The sequence below is a fragment of the Methylobacterium sp. SyP6R genome (assembly GCF_019216885.1).
GTDB lineage: Bacteria > Pseudomonadota > Alphaproteobacteria > Rhizobiales > Beijerinckiaceae > Methylobacterium.
Map to the genome: position 1 here is coordinate 4,228,649 of NZ_JAAQRC020000001.1, position 15,419 is coordinate 4,244,067.

The 15,419-nt window shown below is 69.5% G+C and carries 16 protein-coding genes and 1 pseudogene; 6 read left to right on the forward strand and 11 right to left on the reverse strand.

Going from position 1 to position 15,419, the window contains the following annotated elements; genetic code table 11:
* Positions 1 to 338: 338 nt before the first annotated feature.
* Entirely contained in the window at positions 339 to 1,400 is a 1,062-nt protein-coding gene (locus tag HBB12_RS19455) for a threonine aldolase family protein (RefSeq protein WP_236990857.1), read from the forward strand.
* A gap of 187 nt (positions 1,401 to 1,587) precedes the next feature.
* On the opposite strand, the gene HBB12_RS19460 is transcribed toward HBB12_RS19455, so the two are convergent.
* Both HBB12_RS19460 and HBB12_RS19465 read right to left on the reverse strand, forming a co-directional pair.
* Positions 1,588 to 2,429, reverse strand: a protein-coding gene (locus tag HBB12_RS19460; protein WP_442919232.1) for an IS5 family transposase whose coding sequence is annotated in 2 segments (ribosomal slippage) — positions 1,588 to 2,039 and positions 2,039 to 2,429 — 843 coding nt in all. Because the reading frame shifts where the segments join, the coding sequence is not laid out codon by codon here.
* Between the two features lie 161 nt (positions 2,430 to 2,590).
* Positions 2,591 to 3,955, reverse strand: coding sequence for an SGNH/GDSL hydrolase family protein (locus HBB12_RS19465; RefSeq protein ID WP_442919293.1), 1,365 nt, complete (start codon positions 3,953 to 3,955; stop codon positions 2,591 to 2,593).
* Positions 3,956 to 4,256: 301 nt separating this feature from the next.
* Here HBB12_RS19465 and HBB12_RS19470 point away from each other — a divergent pair, with 301 nt between their 5' ends.
* A complete protein-coding gene (locus tag HBB12_RS19470) occupies positions 4,257 to 4,538 on the forward strand; it encodes a hypothetical protein (protein WP_236990858.1) in 282 nt (93 codons plus the stop codon).
* On the opposite strand, the gene HBB12_RS19475 is transcribed toward HBB12_RS19470, so the two are convergent.
* Together HBB12_RS19475 and HBB12_RS19480 are read right to left on the reverse strand one after the other, a co-directional pair.
* Positions 4,522 to 5,166, reverse strand: a complete 645-nt coding sequence (locus HBB12_RS19475; protein WP_236990859.1) for a transglutaminase-like cysteine peptidase — start codon at positions 5,164 to 5,166, stop codon at positions 4,522 to 4,524. The genes HBB12_RS19470 and HBB12_RS19475 overlap by 17 nt on opposite strands.
* 144 nt (positions 5,167 to 5,310) lie before the next feature.
* Positions 5,311 to 6,486 carry a multidrug effflux MFS transporter gene (locus HBB12_RS19480; RefSeq protein ID WP_272913284.1) on the reverse strand — a complete coding sequence of 392 codons (1,176 nt, stop codon included), beginning with the start codon at positions 6,484 to 6,486 and terminating at the stop codon, positions 5,311 to 5,313.
* Positions 6,487 to 6,864: 378 nt separating this feature from the next.
* Between HBB12_RS19480 and HBB12_RS19485 the strand changes: the two genes are divergently transcribed.
* Positions 6,865 to 7,134, forward strand: a complete 270-nt coding sequence (locus tag HBB12_RS19485) for a hypothetical protein (protein WP_236990860.1) — start codon at positions 6,865 to 6,867, stop codon at positions 7,132 to 7,134.
* 119 nt (positions 7,135 to 7,253) lie between these two features.
* Entirely contained in the window at positions 7,254 to 7,601 is a 348-nt protein-coding gene (locus HBB12_RS19490) for a hypothetical protein (RefSeq protein WP_236990861.1), read from the forward strand.
* A 31-nt stretch (positions 7,602 to 7,632) separates the two neighbouring features.
* On the opposite strand, the gene HBB12_RS19495 is transcribed toward HBB12_RS19490, so the two are convergent.
* From HBB12_RS19495 to HBB12_RS19505, 3 genes are all read right to left on the reverse strand, one after another.
* Positions 7,633 to 8,172 (reverse strand): helix-turn-helix domain-containing protein, encoded by a 540-nt coding sequence (locus HBB12_RS19495; protein ID WP_236990862.1) that lies wholly within the window; start codon positions 8,170 to 8,172, stop codon positions 7,633 to 7,635.
* A 129-nt stretch (positions 8,173 to 8,301) separates the two neighbouring features.
* Positions 8,302 to 8,808 (reverse strand): CC0125/CC1285 family lipoprotein, encoded by a 507-nt coding sequence (locus HBB12_RS19500; RefSeq protein ID WP_236990863.1) that lies wholly within the window; start codon positions 8,806 to 8,808, stop codon positions 8,302 to 8,304.
* Between the two features lie 15 nt (positions 8,809 to 8,823).
* Positions 8,824 to 9,246: a translation initiation factor 2 gene (locus tag HBB12_RS19505; protein ID WP_236990864.1), complete on the reverse strand. Its 423-nt coding sequence runs from the start codon at positions 9,244 to 9,246 to the stop codon at positions 8,824 to 8,826.
* A 535-nt stretch (positions 9,247 to 9,781) separates the two neighbouring features.
* On the opposite strand from HBB12_RS19505, the gene HBB12_RS19510 reads away from it, so the two are divergent.
* Positions 9,782 to 9,925, forward strand: a complete 144-nt coding sequence (locus HBB12_RS19510) for a hypothetical protein (RefSeq protein ID WP_236990865.1) — start codon at positions 9,782 to 9,784, stop codon at positions 9,923 to 9,925.
* A gap of 13 nt (positions 9,926 to 9,938) precedes the next feature.
* Here the strand turns inward: HBB12_RS19510 and HBB12_RS19515 are convergent, their stop codons facing one another.
* The 3 genes from HBB12_RS19515 to HBB12_RS19525 all read right to left on the reverse strand — a co-directional run bounded on the left by HBB12_RS19515 (position 9,939) and on the right by HBB12_RS19525 (position 13,496).
* Positions 9,939 to 12,266: a DUF3772 domain-containing protein gene (locus HBB12_RS19515; RefSeq protein ID WP_236990866.1), complete on the reverse strand. Its 2,328-nt coding sequence runs from the start codon at positions 12,264 to 12,266 to the stop codon at positions 9,939 to 9,941.
* Between the two features lie 270 nt (positions 12,267 to 12,536).
* The gene (locus HBB12_RS19520; RefSeq protein ID WP_236990867.1) at positions 12,537 to 13,250 is read right to left on the reverse strand and encodes a polyamine aminopropyltransferase; all 714 of its coding nucleotides are present in this window, start codon (positions 13,248 to 13,250) and stop codon (positions 12,537 to 12,539) included.
* Between the two features lie 93 nt (positions 13,251 to 13,343).
* The gene (locus tag HBB12_RS19525) at positions 13,344 to 13,496 is read right to left on the reverse strand and encodes a hypothetical protein (protein WP_442919294.1); all 153 of its coding nucleotides are present in this window, start codon (positions 13,494 to 13,496) and stop codon (positions 13,344 to 13,346) included.
* Between the two features lie 279 nt (positions 13,497 to 13,775).
* On the opposite strand from HBB12_RS19525, the pseudogene HBB12_RS19530 reads away from it, so the two are divergent.
* Positions 13,776 to 14,182: pseudogene (locus HBB12_RS19530) on the forward strand (recombinase family protein); the annotation flags it as partial.
* A 20-nt stretch (positions 14,183 to 14,202) separates the two neighbouring features.
* On the opposite strand, the gene HBB12_RS19535 reads toward HBB12_RS19530, so the two are convergent.
* Complete coding sequence (locus HBB12_RS19535; protein ID WP_236992945.1) at positions 14,203 to 15,153, reverse strand: hypothetical protein; 951 nt, start codon at positions 15,151 to 15,153, stop codon at positions 14,203 to 14,205.
* Positions 15,154 to 15,419 lie beyond the last annotated feature (266 nt).

Consider the following 15,419-nt stretch of genomic DNA (forward strand, 5'->3'; position numbering starts at 1 on the left):
CGTTTGGCCGTCGTGCAAGCCACAAGCCAGCGCCCTTGCGACCCGGGGGCACGGGGCCCGGCCGGGAAAATGGGACAGCGGTACTGTCCTAACTCGGGGAACCTGCCAGATTTCAATCGGTCCAGCAAGAGGCCATTCGGTCGGGGCTTGTGCTTTTCTTGCGTATCGCGTCGGAGCGCCGCAACGAAATGCCGAATCCGGGTGGTATCACGCATCATTCCCCCGCAAAGCGCGCAGCATGATCGGCGGGGCATGCCGGGCATGAGCGGGGATGCCTCGTCTGCCTCTGTCCTTCCCGGCATGATGACATCCGCACGATCGAGGGAGCGCAGGGACCGATGAACTTCGCGAGCGACAACGTGGTGGGGGCGAGCGCTCCGGTGCTGGAGGCGATCGTGCGCCACAACGGTGGGGCGATGCCGGCCTACGGCGCCGACCCGCTGACGCTCGGGCTGACCCCGCGGTTCCGGGCCTTGTTCGAGCACCCCGACCTCGCGGTGTACCCTGTCGCGACCGGCACCGCGGCGAATGCGCTGGCGCTCTCGGTGATGGTGCCGCCCTTCGGCCTGTGCGTCTGCCACGAGGAGGCGCACGTGATGGAGGACGAGTGCGGCGCGCCGGAATTCTACACCCATGGCGCCAAGCTGCACGGCCTGCCTGGGGCCGGCGGCAAGATCGCCGCCGACACCCTCGATGGATTCTTGGGCGGCCTGACCCGGCACGTGAAGCAGATGCCGCCCCACGCGCTGACCCTGTCGCAGCTGACCGAGAGCGGGCAGGTCTACACGGTCGAGGAGATCGCGACCCTCGCGGACATCGCCCATTCCCACGGCCTCACCGTCCACATGGACGGGGCGCGCTTCGCCAACGCGCTCGTGGCCCTCGGCTGCTCGCCGGCCGAGATGACGTGGCGGGCGGGCATCGACATCCTGTCCTTCGGGGCGAGCAAGAACGGCGCGCTCGCCGCGGAGGCCATCCTGGTCTTCCGCCAGGACCTCGCCGAGACCCTGGACTTCCGCCGCAAGCGCGCCGGCCACATCCTGTCGAAGGGCCGCTTCCTCGCCGCCCAGCTCGACGCCTATCTCGCCGACGACCATTGGCTGGCCAATGCCGCCCATGCCAACCGGATGGCGGCGCGCCTCGCCGCGGGTCTTATCGAGATTCCCGGCGTGCGCCTGGCCTGGCCGGTCCGGGGCAACGAGCTGTTCCCGATCCTGCCGGCCGGGCTCGATGCGGCCCTGCGCCGGGGCGGGGCGGTCTATTACGACTGGGCGAGCCGCAGCCTAGCGGAAGGGGAGAGCGTGGAGGAGGGCGAGCGGATGATCCGCCTGATCACGGCCTTCTCGACCAAGGAGGCGGAGGTAGAGGAGTTTCTGGTGCTCGCTCGTCGGGGCAGCTGAGGGCCTGTTCGAGCAATTTTGCCGAATGTTCGATAGCAACGGTGCTTCCCTTCCTCACCCCTCATCCTGAGGTGTTAGCCCATCGAAGATGGGCTGACCTCGAAGGAGGGCTCCAGGGACTGCGGAGAGTTCTGGAGCCCTCCTTCGAGGTCAGTCGATCCCTGATCGACTAAGTGTCTGTCCGGGATCATGCTGATTGTTGGCAGAGTTTTCTGAGCATGATGCGGATGGAAGCAAGGCGCAGGAAAGCCAGCGCCTTGCGGGTGCGGCACTCCCAATCCTTCGCCAGCCGCCGGCAGCGATTGAGCCAACCAATCGTCCGCTCCACGATCCAGCGCTTGGGCAGGACCTCGAACCCGACCGCCTGATCCGACCGCTTGACGATTTCCACCGTCACAGACCGGCAGACCCGTTCCAACGCCTCCCGGAACACCGGCCCCTGGTAGCCGCCATCTGCATACAGCTTCAGCAGGAACGGGTAGAGACTAAACAGCGTCGCCATGACCCATACGCCGCCATCACGATCCTGCACGTCGGCCGGATGCACCAGAGCATGCATCAGCAGACCTTGCGTATCGACGAGGAGATGGCGCTTCTTGCCTTTGATCTTCTTGCCCGCATCATAGCCGGACGGGTCGATCGTGCGCCCCCTTTTTCCGCGCTCTTGACGCTCTGGCTGTCAATGATCGCTGCCGTTGGGCTGGCCTCACGTCCTGCCTGTTCGCGGCAGAGAACGTAGAGGGTGTGATGGATGCGCAGGAGAGTTCCGTCGTAATCCCATAGATCGAAGTAGCCATGCACCGTCGAGCGAGGCGGTAGATCTTTTGGGATAGCGCGCCATTGGCACCCCGTTCCAAGGACATACATCAAGCCGTTGACCACCTCGCGCAGATCAACCGTTCGTTTGTTTCCCCCGCGTCGAGCCGGCGGGAGAAGGGGAGCAACAAGCGCCCATTCCTCATCCGTCAAATCAGTGGGATAGCGAAGCTTGCTGCGGTCGTACCGCTGGCGGTTCTCAGGCGTCCACATCGCTCAAGCATACGCCTGTCAGCGCGAACCGCAACGCGCTCCGAAAAAACAAATTCTTCCCGGACATACTCTAACGCCTCAGGATGAGGTCGCGGTTGGGACTATGTGCCTGTAATCAAGTATGTGATAGCAAACCCTGCTCGAACAATCTCCGAATATCCTCACCCCCGCGGCCAGCGGAAATCGTCCGCCCGGCCGGGCTGGGGCGTCGGCGCCGCGCCGCGGATCAGGCTGCGCTCCAGGGTGTAACCGGTGTCGCGGTCGATCCGCGGCCGGCCGGTGACGAGCTGGCCGCCCGGGGCGATGTCGTTGCGGGTGAGCGGCAGGACCGGGCCGGCGGCGGGCTTGACCGGCAGGGCCGGGATGCCCGGCGGCTCCGGCAGGCTCGGCAGCATCGCGGTGATGAGCCGGTCGATCGCCGCGTCGTCGTCGAGCTTGGCCTCCCCGGCGGGGGCCGGCGGCGCCTCCGGGGTCAGCGGCGTGACCGCGTCCGGCAGGGCAGGGGCGCCGGTGGTCGCCTCGATCAGCCGCTTGATCTCGACATCGGCGAAATGCGCCGCCTTGCGGGCGCCCGCCTGGGTGAAGTGCACCCCGTCGGAGGTGCGCAGGCGCGCCTGCTGCCCTTCGAGGTCGGGCCCGTTTACGGCGTAGCGGTTGTCCTCGCCGACGAAGGCCGGCCAGATGTCGACGTAGACGCCGCCCGCCCGCTGCACCCGATCGCGAAACATCTCGTTGAGCGAGGTGATGTCGGCCGACAGGGTCTCGCTCTTCATCGGCGGCTCGCCGACCCAGACTACCGGCACCTTGCGGTCGGTGAAGACCTTCAGGAGCGCATCGATCCGGTCGCGGTAGAGGGCGCGCCAGCGCTCGCTCAGGGGCTCGACGGTCTGGTCGCCGTCGCGCAGGGGCTGACGGTCGTTGGCGCCGACCATGACGACGGCGTAACTCACCTTGGGGTTGGACTTGAGGTAATCCTCCGCCGCCTTCGGCCAGTCGACCACGTCCTTGCGCACGAGGCCGCTATCGCCCTTGGCGCGGCGGATCACCACCACATCCGGGTTCGCCTCGTAGACGGTGTCGAGGCCCTGGCCCAGCAACTCGGCGAGGGAATCGCCGAACACCGCGATCTGCGTGCGCGGGTCGGTCTTCGGCTTCGGGGCGGCGGGCCTCGCGACGACCGGGGCCGGGCGGGGCTTGGGCCGCTGCACCGAGCGGCCCTCGCGGCTGTGCACCACCTCGCGCTCCCGCTCCCGACGGGGACGGGGGGTGCGGTAGGCGCCGCGATAGGCGGGCCGGCCCGGATCCTGCGCCTGGGGCTGGGCCGAGGGGCGGTCCTCCCAGGGCCAGTAGAATTGCCGCTGCGGCTCGGGGGCCGGCACCGGCCGGGTGGCGGGCGCGCGGCGGTAGCCGTAGCCGTCGTCGTAATATTGCGCCCGGGCCGCCTCCGGCGCCCCGACAAGGCCCGCGAGCAGGCTCCAGAGGACGAGGCGCGGCAGCCTCCGCCCCGTCGGCCACCCCATCGGCATGTTTTTCGGCTCCGCCCGCATCCTCATGGCTCGAGTATAGCGCGGCGACGGGGCCCGGCCCACCCCGGCCGGGGCGGGTGATTTTCGGGTTCGCGCTCTATCAAGGTTAGGGAATGATGCAAGGTTAGGGGATGATGAAGGCCAGTGTAAAACCTCCGTTCAGCATCCCTGAACATCGCCTGTGCGCGACGAGACGACGAACCGCGGCGACGACCGGCCGTTAAGCGGCGCCGGCGGATAGTCTGCCTCACGCGAGCGACGGACGAACAACACGTCGCCGCACGACAGGCGGGTGATCCTCATGTTTCGGACCGTACGGCGGCTGGGTGCCCAGGCCGCGCTCATCCTGGCGATCGGGTCGGCGGTGCTGCTGAGCCGGGGCGGACGGGAGGCCGTGGCCGTCCCGTTGCGCCCGGCGCTCGATCCGGCGCCGATCACCGCACCGATGGCGCGGCCGGCCGTCCCGGCGCCGGCTCCGGGCGTGCGGGTGGTGCTGGCCCTGCCTTGGACCAACGGCAGCGCCGAACTGGCGAGCGAGGTTCTAGCCGCCCAATACGGCGCCAGCCTCAGCGATTCGCGGTGACGACCGGCGACACCGCCCGGCCGAGGGAGACCCAGCGCGTGCTCTCGTCGCCCTCGCGCTTGATGTAGGTGTAGCCGGTCTTGTGCCAGGGCAGGATGGCACTGGTCTTGTTGTCGAGAACAAGGTCGCCGCGGTCGGTGCGCAGCATCAGCACGGCGTGGCCCTCGCCCTTCTCGTCGATCACCACGGTCATCCGCATCGCCCGGCGCGGCAGGCCGGCCTGGGCGAGCAGCTTGCGCTTGAGGAGCTGGAAATCCTCGCAATCGCCCGAGCCGTCCTCGGCCAGGTCCCAGCGGTCGGGCACGCCCCAATGCTCCTGGTCGGTGACGGCGCGGAGCGAGGTGTTCACCTGGCGGTTGACGCTGGTGACCGTGTGCCACAGCCGCGGGGTCAGGGTGACCTGGGCCGGCTCGCTGACGTCGACCGCGCATTCGGAGGCGTAGCGGGCGCAGAACTCGGTCCAGGCCGGGACCGGCCGGGCCTCGCCGACCGTGGCGGCCGGGATGGTGACCGCGGGGAGCGCCGCCAGGGTCTGGCTGCCCGCCCCGCTCGCGGACGCCAGGAGCCCGGCGACGACCGCCGCGGCCTGCGCGATTCCGAACACGACCTTGCGACCCGCGATACGCATCCGACCCGTACCCGCAACCGTTAAGCTCTCGTTAACGAGTTGGTCGCACGTCGGGTCCGCCGGGGCAACGGCCGAGTTAAGAAAAGGTTAACGTGTGTTCACAGGCACGCGCAGGGGGCAGGCGAAGGGCTCAGGTGAGCCGGCTCACGCCCGCCGCAGCGAGAGCGCGGCGATGATGGCGGCGCCGATCAGGGTCGCCGCTACCGGGGTCGCCGAGCCGTCGTGCCAGGTCGCGACCACGAGGGTGAACAGGGCGCCGAGCGCCATCTGGGTGAAGCCGTAGAGGCTCGAGGCCGCGCCGGCGGCCTGGGGATCGACGTTCATCAGTCCCGTCACCGCGTTCGGGCCGAGGAGCCCGATGCCGACCGCGTAGACCACAAGGGGGCCGAGCAGCGTCACCACCGTGAGGGATCCGCTGCGGTCGACCGCCAGCAGGACCAGGGCCGAGGCCAGGCAGATGCCGTTGCCGACCTTCGCGGCGCGCAGGATCGGCATCCGGCCGGCGAGGCGCCCGGCGGCAGCCGACCCGACCACCATCCCGGCCACCACGATCAGGCAATCGAGCCCCACTTCCTGCGCCGAGCGGCCGAGCCGGTCGACGAGGAGGAACGGCGCCACCGCCAGGAAGGCGTAGAGGCTGGTTCCGGCGCAGGCCCCGGCAAGCAGGTAGGCGCGATAGGCGGGATGGCGCAGGAGGCGCCAATAGGCGCCCGCGACGGCGCCGATCCCCGGCAGCGCCACCGGCCGCCGGTTGGTCTCCGGCAGCGTCACGACCACCAGCGCGGCCAGGGTCGCCACCAGGGCGGCCAGCACCACGAACACCGCCCGCCACCCGAAGGCTCCGGCAACGAGTCCGCCGATCGCCGGGGCGAGGGCCGGGGTCAGCGTCATCGCCATGGTGAGGATCGCGATCTTGCGGGCGGCGTCGGTCGCGGTCGAGACGTCGCGCACCATCGCCCGGCCGAGCACCAGCGAGCCGCAGGCGCCGAGCGATTGCAGGACCCGGGCGACGATCAGCACCTCGATCGAGGTGGCGGGGATCGCGAGCAGCAGCCCGGCGAGGTAAAGCGACAGGCCGGCGATCAGCACCGGGCGGCGCCCGAACCGGTCCGAGAGCGGCCCGTAGACCAGCTGGCCGCAGGCGAGGCCGACGAGGTAGAGGGTGATGGTCAGCTGCGCCGCCACCGGCGTGGTGCCGAGATCGGCGGCGGCCGCCGCGAGCGCCGGCACGAAGATGTGCAGGGCCACCGTTCCGGTCATGGTGACGGCGACGAGGAGCGGCAGCGAGGCTCGGCCGGGGCCTCCCCGGCCGGACTCCACTTGGCCGGACTCCACTTGGCAGGGTTCCACTTTGCAGCGTTCCACTTGGCCGAACGACGCCTGGCCGGTCGCTCGGTCGGGACGCCTCGGTGACATCTTCATCGCGGGGTCAACTCACGGTTCGTCGGGGCCTCCTGCTTGTGTAAGGCGAGCCCGGCCGTGGGAGGCATGCCGGTCGCGAATGGCTGGGCCTTGCCGCCGGTGCCGCCCCTCGCGTCTCCGCCGGATGGAACCGGCCTGCCCATCACATCCGGGTGAGGGCGTTCATCTCGTTTGTCTGCGAACGAACGGGCCGGTAACCTGCGTTCAATGGTGCGGGGATCGGATCGGGCGCAGCATCGGCGAGCGCAGGGGCGGGCCCGATTGCAGGAGGTGACGATGTCCGATGGCGTGTTCCGTTCCGGCAGATGGCCGAAGCATTCTCGCGGAGACGACGCGGTCACGGCCGACAGTCTGTCGGCGCAGCGCCTGCGCGAGATCGAGGGCGTGCTCGGGGTGGCGATCGATCCGTCGGAGGCGGGCCTCCCGCAGGGGAGGGAGTTCGAGCGTCAGGCGATCGAGCTGCTGCGCGCCTTCGGCCGGATCACCGATCCGCGCACCCGCCGCGACGTGCTGCATTTGGTCCAGGCCGCGTCGCGCGAGGCGTAGAGCGAGGATGGTGCCGTGCGACACCGGCGCCGCGCCCCGTCGCCCGAACCGGAGGTGAGGTCATCCGTTGCCCGGGGCTGCCGCCCGCGAGAGGCGGCTCATGGCCGGAGGACACCCCGATGCGAGGGACGTTGCAAGGACTTCTGATCTCGGCATCCGTTCTGGTTCCCGTCGCCGCCGCGGCGACACCCTGCGCCGAGCAGATCGCCACGATCGAGCGCCGGCTCGAGAGCCCGGGAGTCAAGGCGGTGACCGGCGGCACGCCGACGAGCACGGGCTCGCCCAAGGCCCTGGCGGCCCCGCCGCCGGGACGGCCGAGCGACCCCGCGACGGTGCCGCAGGCGGACCACGTCGCCGAGGCGCGCGGCCTGATCGCCACGGCACGCGAGCAGGATCGCGCCGGCAACGCTCAAGGTTGCAACGACACGATGACCCGCGCCAAGGAACTGATCGGCGCGCTGCCCTGACCCGGCGCAGGACGCCGTCCGGGACCCGGCGTCAGACGGCCTCCCTCATGCGCCGCATCGTATGCGCCCAGTCGCTCGGGCCGAGGCCGGCGGCGATGCCGATCGGGTTCAGGCCTTCGCGGGCGCGGTTGCGAGCCTCCCGCGGGCTCATCGCGAACCGGGCCCGGAACGAGCGGCTGAAATGGGTCTCGCTGGTGAAGCCGCTCCGGAAGGCCACCTGGGCGATGCTGCTGCGCCCGTCGTCCGACCGGCACAGGGCCACGAACGACCGGTCGAGCCGGCGCCCGGCGACATAGGCCATGACGCTTCCGTCGAAGCCGAACAGCCGGTACAGGGTCGCCCGCGACACCCGGCAGGCCGGCGCGATGCCGGCGGGGCTCGAGGCCGGGTCGTCGAGGTGGCGATCGATATAGGTGCGGATCCGCTCGCGGACGCTGGCGCAGGTTGCCGCGCGGGCCAGCGGGTCGGCCTCCCGCAGGTCGCTGCCCGAGATCAGCAGGCACAACGCCTCGAGGGCGTCGCTGGCCTCCCGCGGCGCGAGCGAGCCGGCATGCTCGGCGAGGCTGCGCATGTGGCTCCCGATTCGCGCTTCGACCCATCGACCGTCCCGGTCCGCTGGGGCACGGACGGCCCCAAGGAGGGAAGCCATGGCGGATCGCCTCCTGGCGGTCGCGAAAGCCCGGCGTTCCGGGCCTTCGGATCAATCGTCTTGCGCCACGCGGGGACCGACCACCCGGATCACGTCCGCGGCGTCGAGGGCGTCGGGCGGCAGCGGGCCGGCGGATTTCGCGAGCAGGCGCACATACGAATCCTCGCCCGGCCGCACCACGGTGTTGACGAAGCCCGGCGTCGTGGTGACGACGCGGGAATCACCCCGCCAGACCGTCTCCGATCGGGATGGTCCGCGGTAATGGCTGCGCTCGGTGGTGTCGCGGGAATCCGTGATGAGGAAGTGCGTGCGGCCGTTGGCGAGGGTGATCTCGGCCGCCTTCATCATCACGAAGTCCTGCACCCGGCCCTTGCTGGTGAAGCCGTTGCCGCGCGCCTCGATGCGGTAGAGGTCCGGCGTCACCGCCTCGGCACGCACCCCGCCGGTGAGGCCGATGCCGTTGCTGTTGCCCTTGTAGGAGGTCTGGCAGGCGCCGGCCGCCAGGGCGAGGAGGAGCGCCGCGCCGGCCGTCAGCCGGCGCATGAGGGTCGGGGACATCGAGGGGATGTCCTTTCAGCTCTGCGGCGCCGCACGGCGGCGGCGCGCCGGCAGCGGCGAGGAGAACGGGACCATCCGGCCGATGACCGGGTTCGGCGTGTGGTCGTAGGCGGTCCCGTTATAGGCGTCGACGCCGGCGCCGATGACGCCGCCCGCGACGAGGTTGCCCGCCATGCTGGCGCCGCCCGTCCCGCTCACCTTCGTGACGACCGGCACGTCCACGTCGGCGTGGCCGGGCAGCGAGAAGGTCGAGACGAATTCCTGCTTGCGCGGAATGTCGAGCGTGCAGGGCGTGATCGGGCAGGTCGGCCCGAACGAGGTGCGCATCGCGGCACCCGGCGGTTCCGACAGGAAGGTGATCTGTTCGGTCGTGCCGCGGGTCACGGTCCCACAGGCGGTCAGGGCGAGGAAGCCCAAGGAGGCGGCGATGATGCGCATGACGTCGGGCTCGCGCGGAGGGCCGCCCGGCGGCCGGTCCACTGGTAAGAGGGTGGGAGATGACGAGGAGGGTCCCGGCCCGGTCGCAGCAAGCTCGACCGTTGGGGCCATTCCGCTTGTTTCGCAACGATATCCGGCCGTCCAGTGCGGCCGTCCCGTTTGAGACGTCGAGTTCTGACAATGAGACGGAGGAGCCGGTCGATGCGGCCGGCACCCCGAAGACCATCGTCCCGCTCCGCTGGAGCATTTTCCGACGACGCGGATACCGGTTCGCCGTAGAAAATACGGCAAAATCAGAGACCTCGAGCACTTCGCGATTGCACCGCGATCGTGACGTGCTTGAGGTCGACCGACGGATAGTCCCATGGCGGACGATCAGGACGGGCGCCGCCCGGCATCGCCGACTTGCCCGCCGCGCCGTCGTGAGACGCCCGATAAGACTTTTGGGACGCCGCGCATGGATTTCAGCCCCTGTCGTCTTGCGGATCATGCTAATGCGGCCCCGAACATCCATGCGTCGGCCACCAGTCCCGTCATGATCAGCCCGAATCTCGAACGGTTGCCCTGGACGGCAACGGGGCGCCCGCCGGCCGGGCGAACGATCTCCCTGGTGCTGGCCGCCGCGCTCGCCCTGGCCATCGCCCTCGTGGCCGCCGTCCCCCTCGTCGGGGCGCTCTGAGCCACGGGCCGTCTCAGGCCGGCGGCGGCCCGCCGAGCTTGATGCCGGCGCGGCGAAACAGCGTCAGCCAGATCGTGTTCAGCTCGCTGCGGGTCGCGTCGCCCGCCGCGAGATCGACGAGGAAGCAGCGCACCTCGTATTCGAGGCCGTGCTCGCCGATCCGCATCAGAAGGGCGCTCGGGGCGGGCGTTGCCGCCACGTTGGGATGGCGCTCCACCACCTTCATCAGGATCTCGTGCAGCACCTCGAGGTCGGTCTCCTTGTCGAGGAGCAGCGGCACGCGCAGGCGCTGGGTGTCGTCGGTGAGCGTCTTGTTGCGGACGATCGAGGTGATGAGGTCGGTGTTCGGCACCACGAGGTCGGTGCGGTCGCCGGTGGCGATCAGGGTCGATCGCACGCTGATCTTCTTCACCCGGCCCTCCTCGCCCTTCACGGTGACGAGGTCGCCGACCCGCACCGGCCGCTCGGCGAGCACGATCAACCCCGAGACGAAGTTCGACACGATGCTCTGCAGGCCGAAGCCGATGCCGACCGAGAGGGCACCGGCGATCACCGTGAGGCTCTGCGGGTTCACCCCGAGCTGGCCGAGCGCCACCACCAGCGTCAGGGCGAGGCCGCCATAGCCCACCACGGTGATCACCGAGTAGCGCGCCCCGGCATCGAGCCGCGTGTGGGGCAGGAAGCGCCGGTCGAGCCAGCCGGTGGCGAGCCGGGTCGCCAGCAGGCCCGCCGCAAAGGCGAACAAGGCGAGGCCGGCGGCGCCGATCCAGCCGCGCAGATCCGCCACCGTCGTGCCGAGGAACGCGTCCTGGAACGGGTTCAGCTCGCCGTGCGCCAGGCTCCACGGGCCGACGACCACGAACAGCATCGCGCCGACGACGAGGGCGTGCAGAAGGCCCGAGACCACGATCGAGGCGAGTGCCAGCGTCCCGGGCCGGAGCGTGAAGGTGCGGCACAGCCGCGACAGCCTGGCCGAGCGCCCGACGTCCTCGGGTGTGACCGAGAGCGTGTCGACGCCGATCAGGACGATCCAGCCGAAGGCCACCAGCACACCGGTGACGAGAAGCCGTCCGATCAGGAAGGAGCCGAGCGCCGTGAGGCCGAGAAGCGTGCAGGCGAAGGCGGCGGCGGTCACCACCCAGGCGATGGGCGCGAGCGCGCCGAGGAAACCCACGGGGACGGCTGCCGGCATCGCCGCCGCCTCGTCCGCATCCGGGGGCTCGGCATGGGCGAGCCGCGCCAGGGCGAGGCCGAGGAGGGCGCAGCAGGCGAGGACGGCGAGGATCGTCGCGGCATCGCCGATCGCCGCCCGCAGCTGCGCCATGACGGTGAACTCGGCGAGGACGAGGCTCGCCGCGTAGATCAGCAGCATCGCCGTGCCGGTGCGATGGATGGTCCGGGCCGCCGAATCGCCCACGGCCAGCAGCCGCACGGAAGGGTCGCGCGGCGCCACCAGCGCCCGCAGGATGCCGGTGCCGAGGACCACGCCGGCGATCGCCGCCACCAAGCGCACCAGCACGGAATCGAGGCTGCCGGAGCCGAGATCCAGCTCGTCGTCGAGCAGGATCACCAGCGCGACCGCCACCGGGACCGGCGCCACCATGATGCCGAGCGCGATCAGGGTATGGACCGCCGCCGCCCGTCGCGGCCCGATCCCGGCCCGCTCGGCGAAACGGCGCCAGCGCCGCGTCAGGCGCCGGCCGATCGCGCGGCAGGCCCAGTAGACGAGGAAGCTCGCGACCAGGAAGGCCGCGAGGCCGAGGAGATCCTCGTCCCAGTCGTTCGCCGCCCCCTTCGCGCGGAGCGCCGCCATCCGCTCCCCGATCTGCGGCACCGCCCGGTCGAGGAGCTCGCTCCAGAAGGCCGGGCCGAGGGGGCTCGGGCCCGGGGCGAGGAGGCGCTGGGCGAACAGCGACCGGCGCGCCTCGGTGACGCGGTTCAGCACGTCCTCGGCGGCGCGCAAGGCCTGCCCGTCCTGCCGCAGGCGGGTCTCGACCTGCGCCAGCTCGGCCTCGGCTTGCCGTTTCTCGGCACCGGCGGCCTCCGGCACGGCGGCGCGCGCGATCTCGGCGATCTGCGCCTGGAGCCGGGTCCGGGCTGCGTCCGCCTCCCGCCGCAGCGCCTTGGCCTCGGTGATCAGGGCCTCGGTCCGCTCGCGCACGCCGAGCAGGCCCTTGAAGTCGCCCTGCAACCGGTCCGCCTCGGCCCGGGCCGTGGCGATGCCGGCATTCAGCGCGGCCCGGCGCGCGTCGTCAGCCCGGGCCGGGAGCGCCAGGGCGAGCAGCACGGCCAGGAGACCGAGGACGGCGCCGCGACGGAGGGCGGGGACGGGAATGGGCATGGGGAAAGCTCGGGACGCCGCGCCGTTGCGAAGCTTGGCCGCACGCTGCGTAGCACGGCCGACCCGATCGGCAAGTGCTTGCACATGATAAGTGCTTGCAAATGATAAGTGGCGGTCACCGACAGGTGTCGGCCGATGAACAGTGTCGGTCCATGATCGGCCGACGACACGCGCCCGGCGAGCGGCTCGGATCCGGGCCGGTGCCGCGGGGACAAGCCTTGCACCGGTCGGCCGGTGCGCAGGCCGCCTCGTCCCCGGGCGCGGCCTTCCTCAGTCGCCCTCGACCGGGCGCGTCGCGATCCAGACCACGTGCGGGGTCCGCCCGGGGCGCTCGGAGCGAATGCGGTGCTCGGCGACCGCAAAGCCGGTGCGCTGCAGGCGGGCCTTGAACTGGCGGTCGGGGCAGCCCGACCAGACCGCGAGCACGCCGCCCGGCCGCAGGGCCCAGAACGCCCGCTTCAAGCCCCAGGAATCGTAGAGCCGGTCGTTCGCCCGGCTGACCAGGCCGCGCGGGCCGTTATCGACGTCGAGCAGGATCGCGTCCCAGGCCTGCGGCCCGGACTGGATCACCCGGTTCACGTCGGCCTCCCGGATCGCGACCCGCGGATCGTCGAGGCAGCCGCCGAACACGTGGGCGAGGGGGCCTCGGGCCCAGCCTAAGACCGCCGGCACCAGCTCGGCGACGACGATCGTCGCGTCGGGGCCCAGTTCGGCCAGGGCCGCCCGCAGGGTGAAGCCCATGCCGAGCCCGCCGATCAGCATCCGCGGGCCGGCATTGTCGCGCAGGGCCGCGCAGGCCAGGGCCGCGAGCTCCCGCTCGGAGCCGCTGCGATGGCTGCCCATCAGCTCCATGCCGGCGACGACGATCAGGAATTCGTCGTCGCGCCGCACCAGCCGCAGGGAGCCGCCCCCGCCCGGAATCGGGCCGGTGTCGAGTTCGGTCCAGGCCGTCAGCGCTGCGCCGGGCGCGAGGGATCGCCTCATCGGTCTCGTCTCTCGGGTCTCGTCTCTGACGGTCCGCCTGTCGGCGGCACCGGCTGAAGATTCGCGTTGCCGACGATCCCCGCTGGCGGTCGCTCACGCCTCCCCGTCGCCCGAGGGCTCGGCGGGCGGCGGCCGGAGGAGCACGGCCTTGCGGATCATGTCGGTGGAGCGGCTGTACCCGTCGGCGCGCTCCTCGTACAGCGCGCCGGCGGCTGGGCGGCCGGCCTCGCGCCCGTCCCGTGCCATGCGCCGGACGAGCTCCGCCCGCTCCTCAATGATCCGCAGGGCCACCGGAGCCGCGCGGCGGAGCGGGGCCCGACAGGCTGTAGGCGCCGCCACGCTCGCCCGCTGCGGCCAGAGACAAGCCTTAATGCTTGCCTACTGCGCTTCGATCATCAGGACTCACCTCGGGCCGCTTACCGTTCACCGGCCGCGGGCTGGCCGCTGCCCGCCTGTGACCAGAGGTCAAGATTGTCACGAAGCTTTCAACGAACGTTGGTCAGTTCGTAACAGGCGTGACCGTCCATGGCCGAAGGCAAGTTCATCTCCTACCTGCGCGTCTCCACGGCGAAGCAGCGCGCGTCCGGCTCGGGCTTGAGGCGCAGCGCAAGGCGGTGACGGATTATCTCAACGGCGGTCGGTGGAGCCTCATTCAAGAGGTAGTCGAGATGGAGAGCGGTAAGCGGTCGGACCGGCCGAAGCTGGCAGAGGCTTTACGCCTCTGCCGCCTCCACGGCGCCACGCTGGTCATTGCGAAGCTGGACCGGCTGTCTCGCGACGCGGCCTTTTTGCTCAACCTCCAGGCGGCAGGCGTGCGTTTCGTCGCCGCCGATATGTCCGAGGCAAATGAATTGGTGGTGGGCACCATGGCCGTAGTCGCTCAGGCCGAGCGGAAAATGATTCCCGCCCGCACCAAGGCAGCCCTCGCGGCGCTAGATACCGGGAGAACTTCTTACTCACCTGATGGCTTTTTGAGCCCCATAAGCGGAACAGTTGGGATCGTGCATTCGTCGTTATCTTCACCGCCGATGCGGGTGAAAATTTCTTCCAATTCGTCATCAGAACGCTCACCCACTTGGACAGCCTCTCCCGACCACCCACAGTTATCGCAAACCGGCCGCTCCCAAACAATTTCGGGGCTTTCCTCCTCCATTTCTTCTTCGGGAAAAAGGCTTGATGATCCACATTCCGGGCACGTCTCGGGCACCGCGCGGCAATGCCGGATCACAAGCGACATCGCCAAACCTAAAACGTGCTCTGTCGTACATTGAGCGGCTTCGGCATCATGCCATGTCGCAGAACGGGCGTGAGTGAGCCAATTGGTAAACACCCATGCTTCGCTGAGTAGGGACTTCAAGAGGCGCCGACGCTCTTTTTGTTCCAACCCCGCAAGAGCCGTGTTGCAAATTATTTCGATCCATGCCCGAAAATCAGCACGCTTGGGCTTTTCATCTGCCGGCCATTCCGCTGCGTCTTGCGCAGCCGCAACGAACGCGAGCAAGGCTTCTCGGCTTCGCACTCCAATCGCCTGATAGTCACCGACGTTTCGGGTTTGTGTGAGGGCGTCAGAAACCTCCCGCATCATCTCGAAGACAGCAGCGAAGGGCTTTAGGCGTCTGACCGGCGCGTTATGGCGTTCGCCGCGTGGGATTCGCAAACACAATCCCATGTGGAACGTGACGGCCAAGTCCATGTTCGGAAATTGGTCCTGCGAATATAAATTCGTCGGGTTAGTAATTACCCACCAGCGCCCATCTGTTGCGTGCACGTCCCATACGTCGTGCTGGTGGCCAATTATGGCTTCGGAATAGACTTTTTGCAGGAAATTGACGGTCGCGCTGGGAGATTGCGATAGGTAATACGCCGCAACATCCATCCGCTCTTTTTCGGTCGCAGGCAGCATGCGAGACCTCCGGCGCTACCGCGCAAAGCGCCACTTTTCTCTAAACCCGAAAATTTCGGCGGCGCGGCGATTATGCATGCCGAGAAGCATGGCCGACAAGAGAGGGGAGTGGGCAATTAGCGAAGCGGCAGCGTCGGACTACGGCCGGTCTGGACCGCCATCACGAGCCTACAACGATTGAGGAGTCTGTCCTGATGCGCCGCCCGACGCTTCCCATGCGCTTCCCAACTCGGTTTTCTGGGAAGCAAGCAACGGCTGATTTCCAT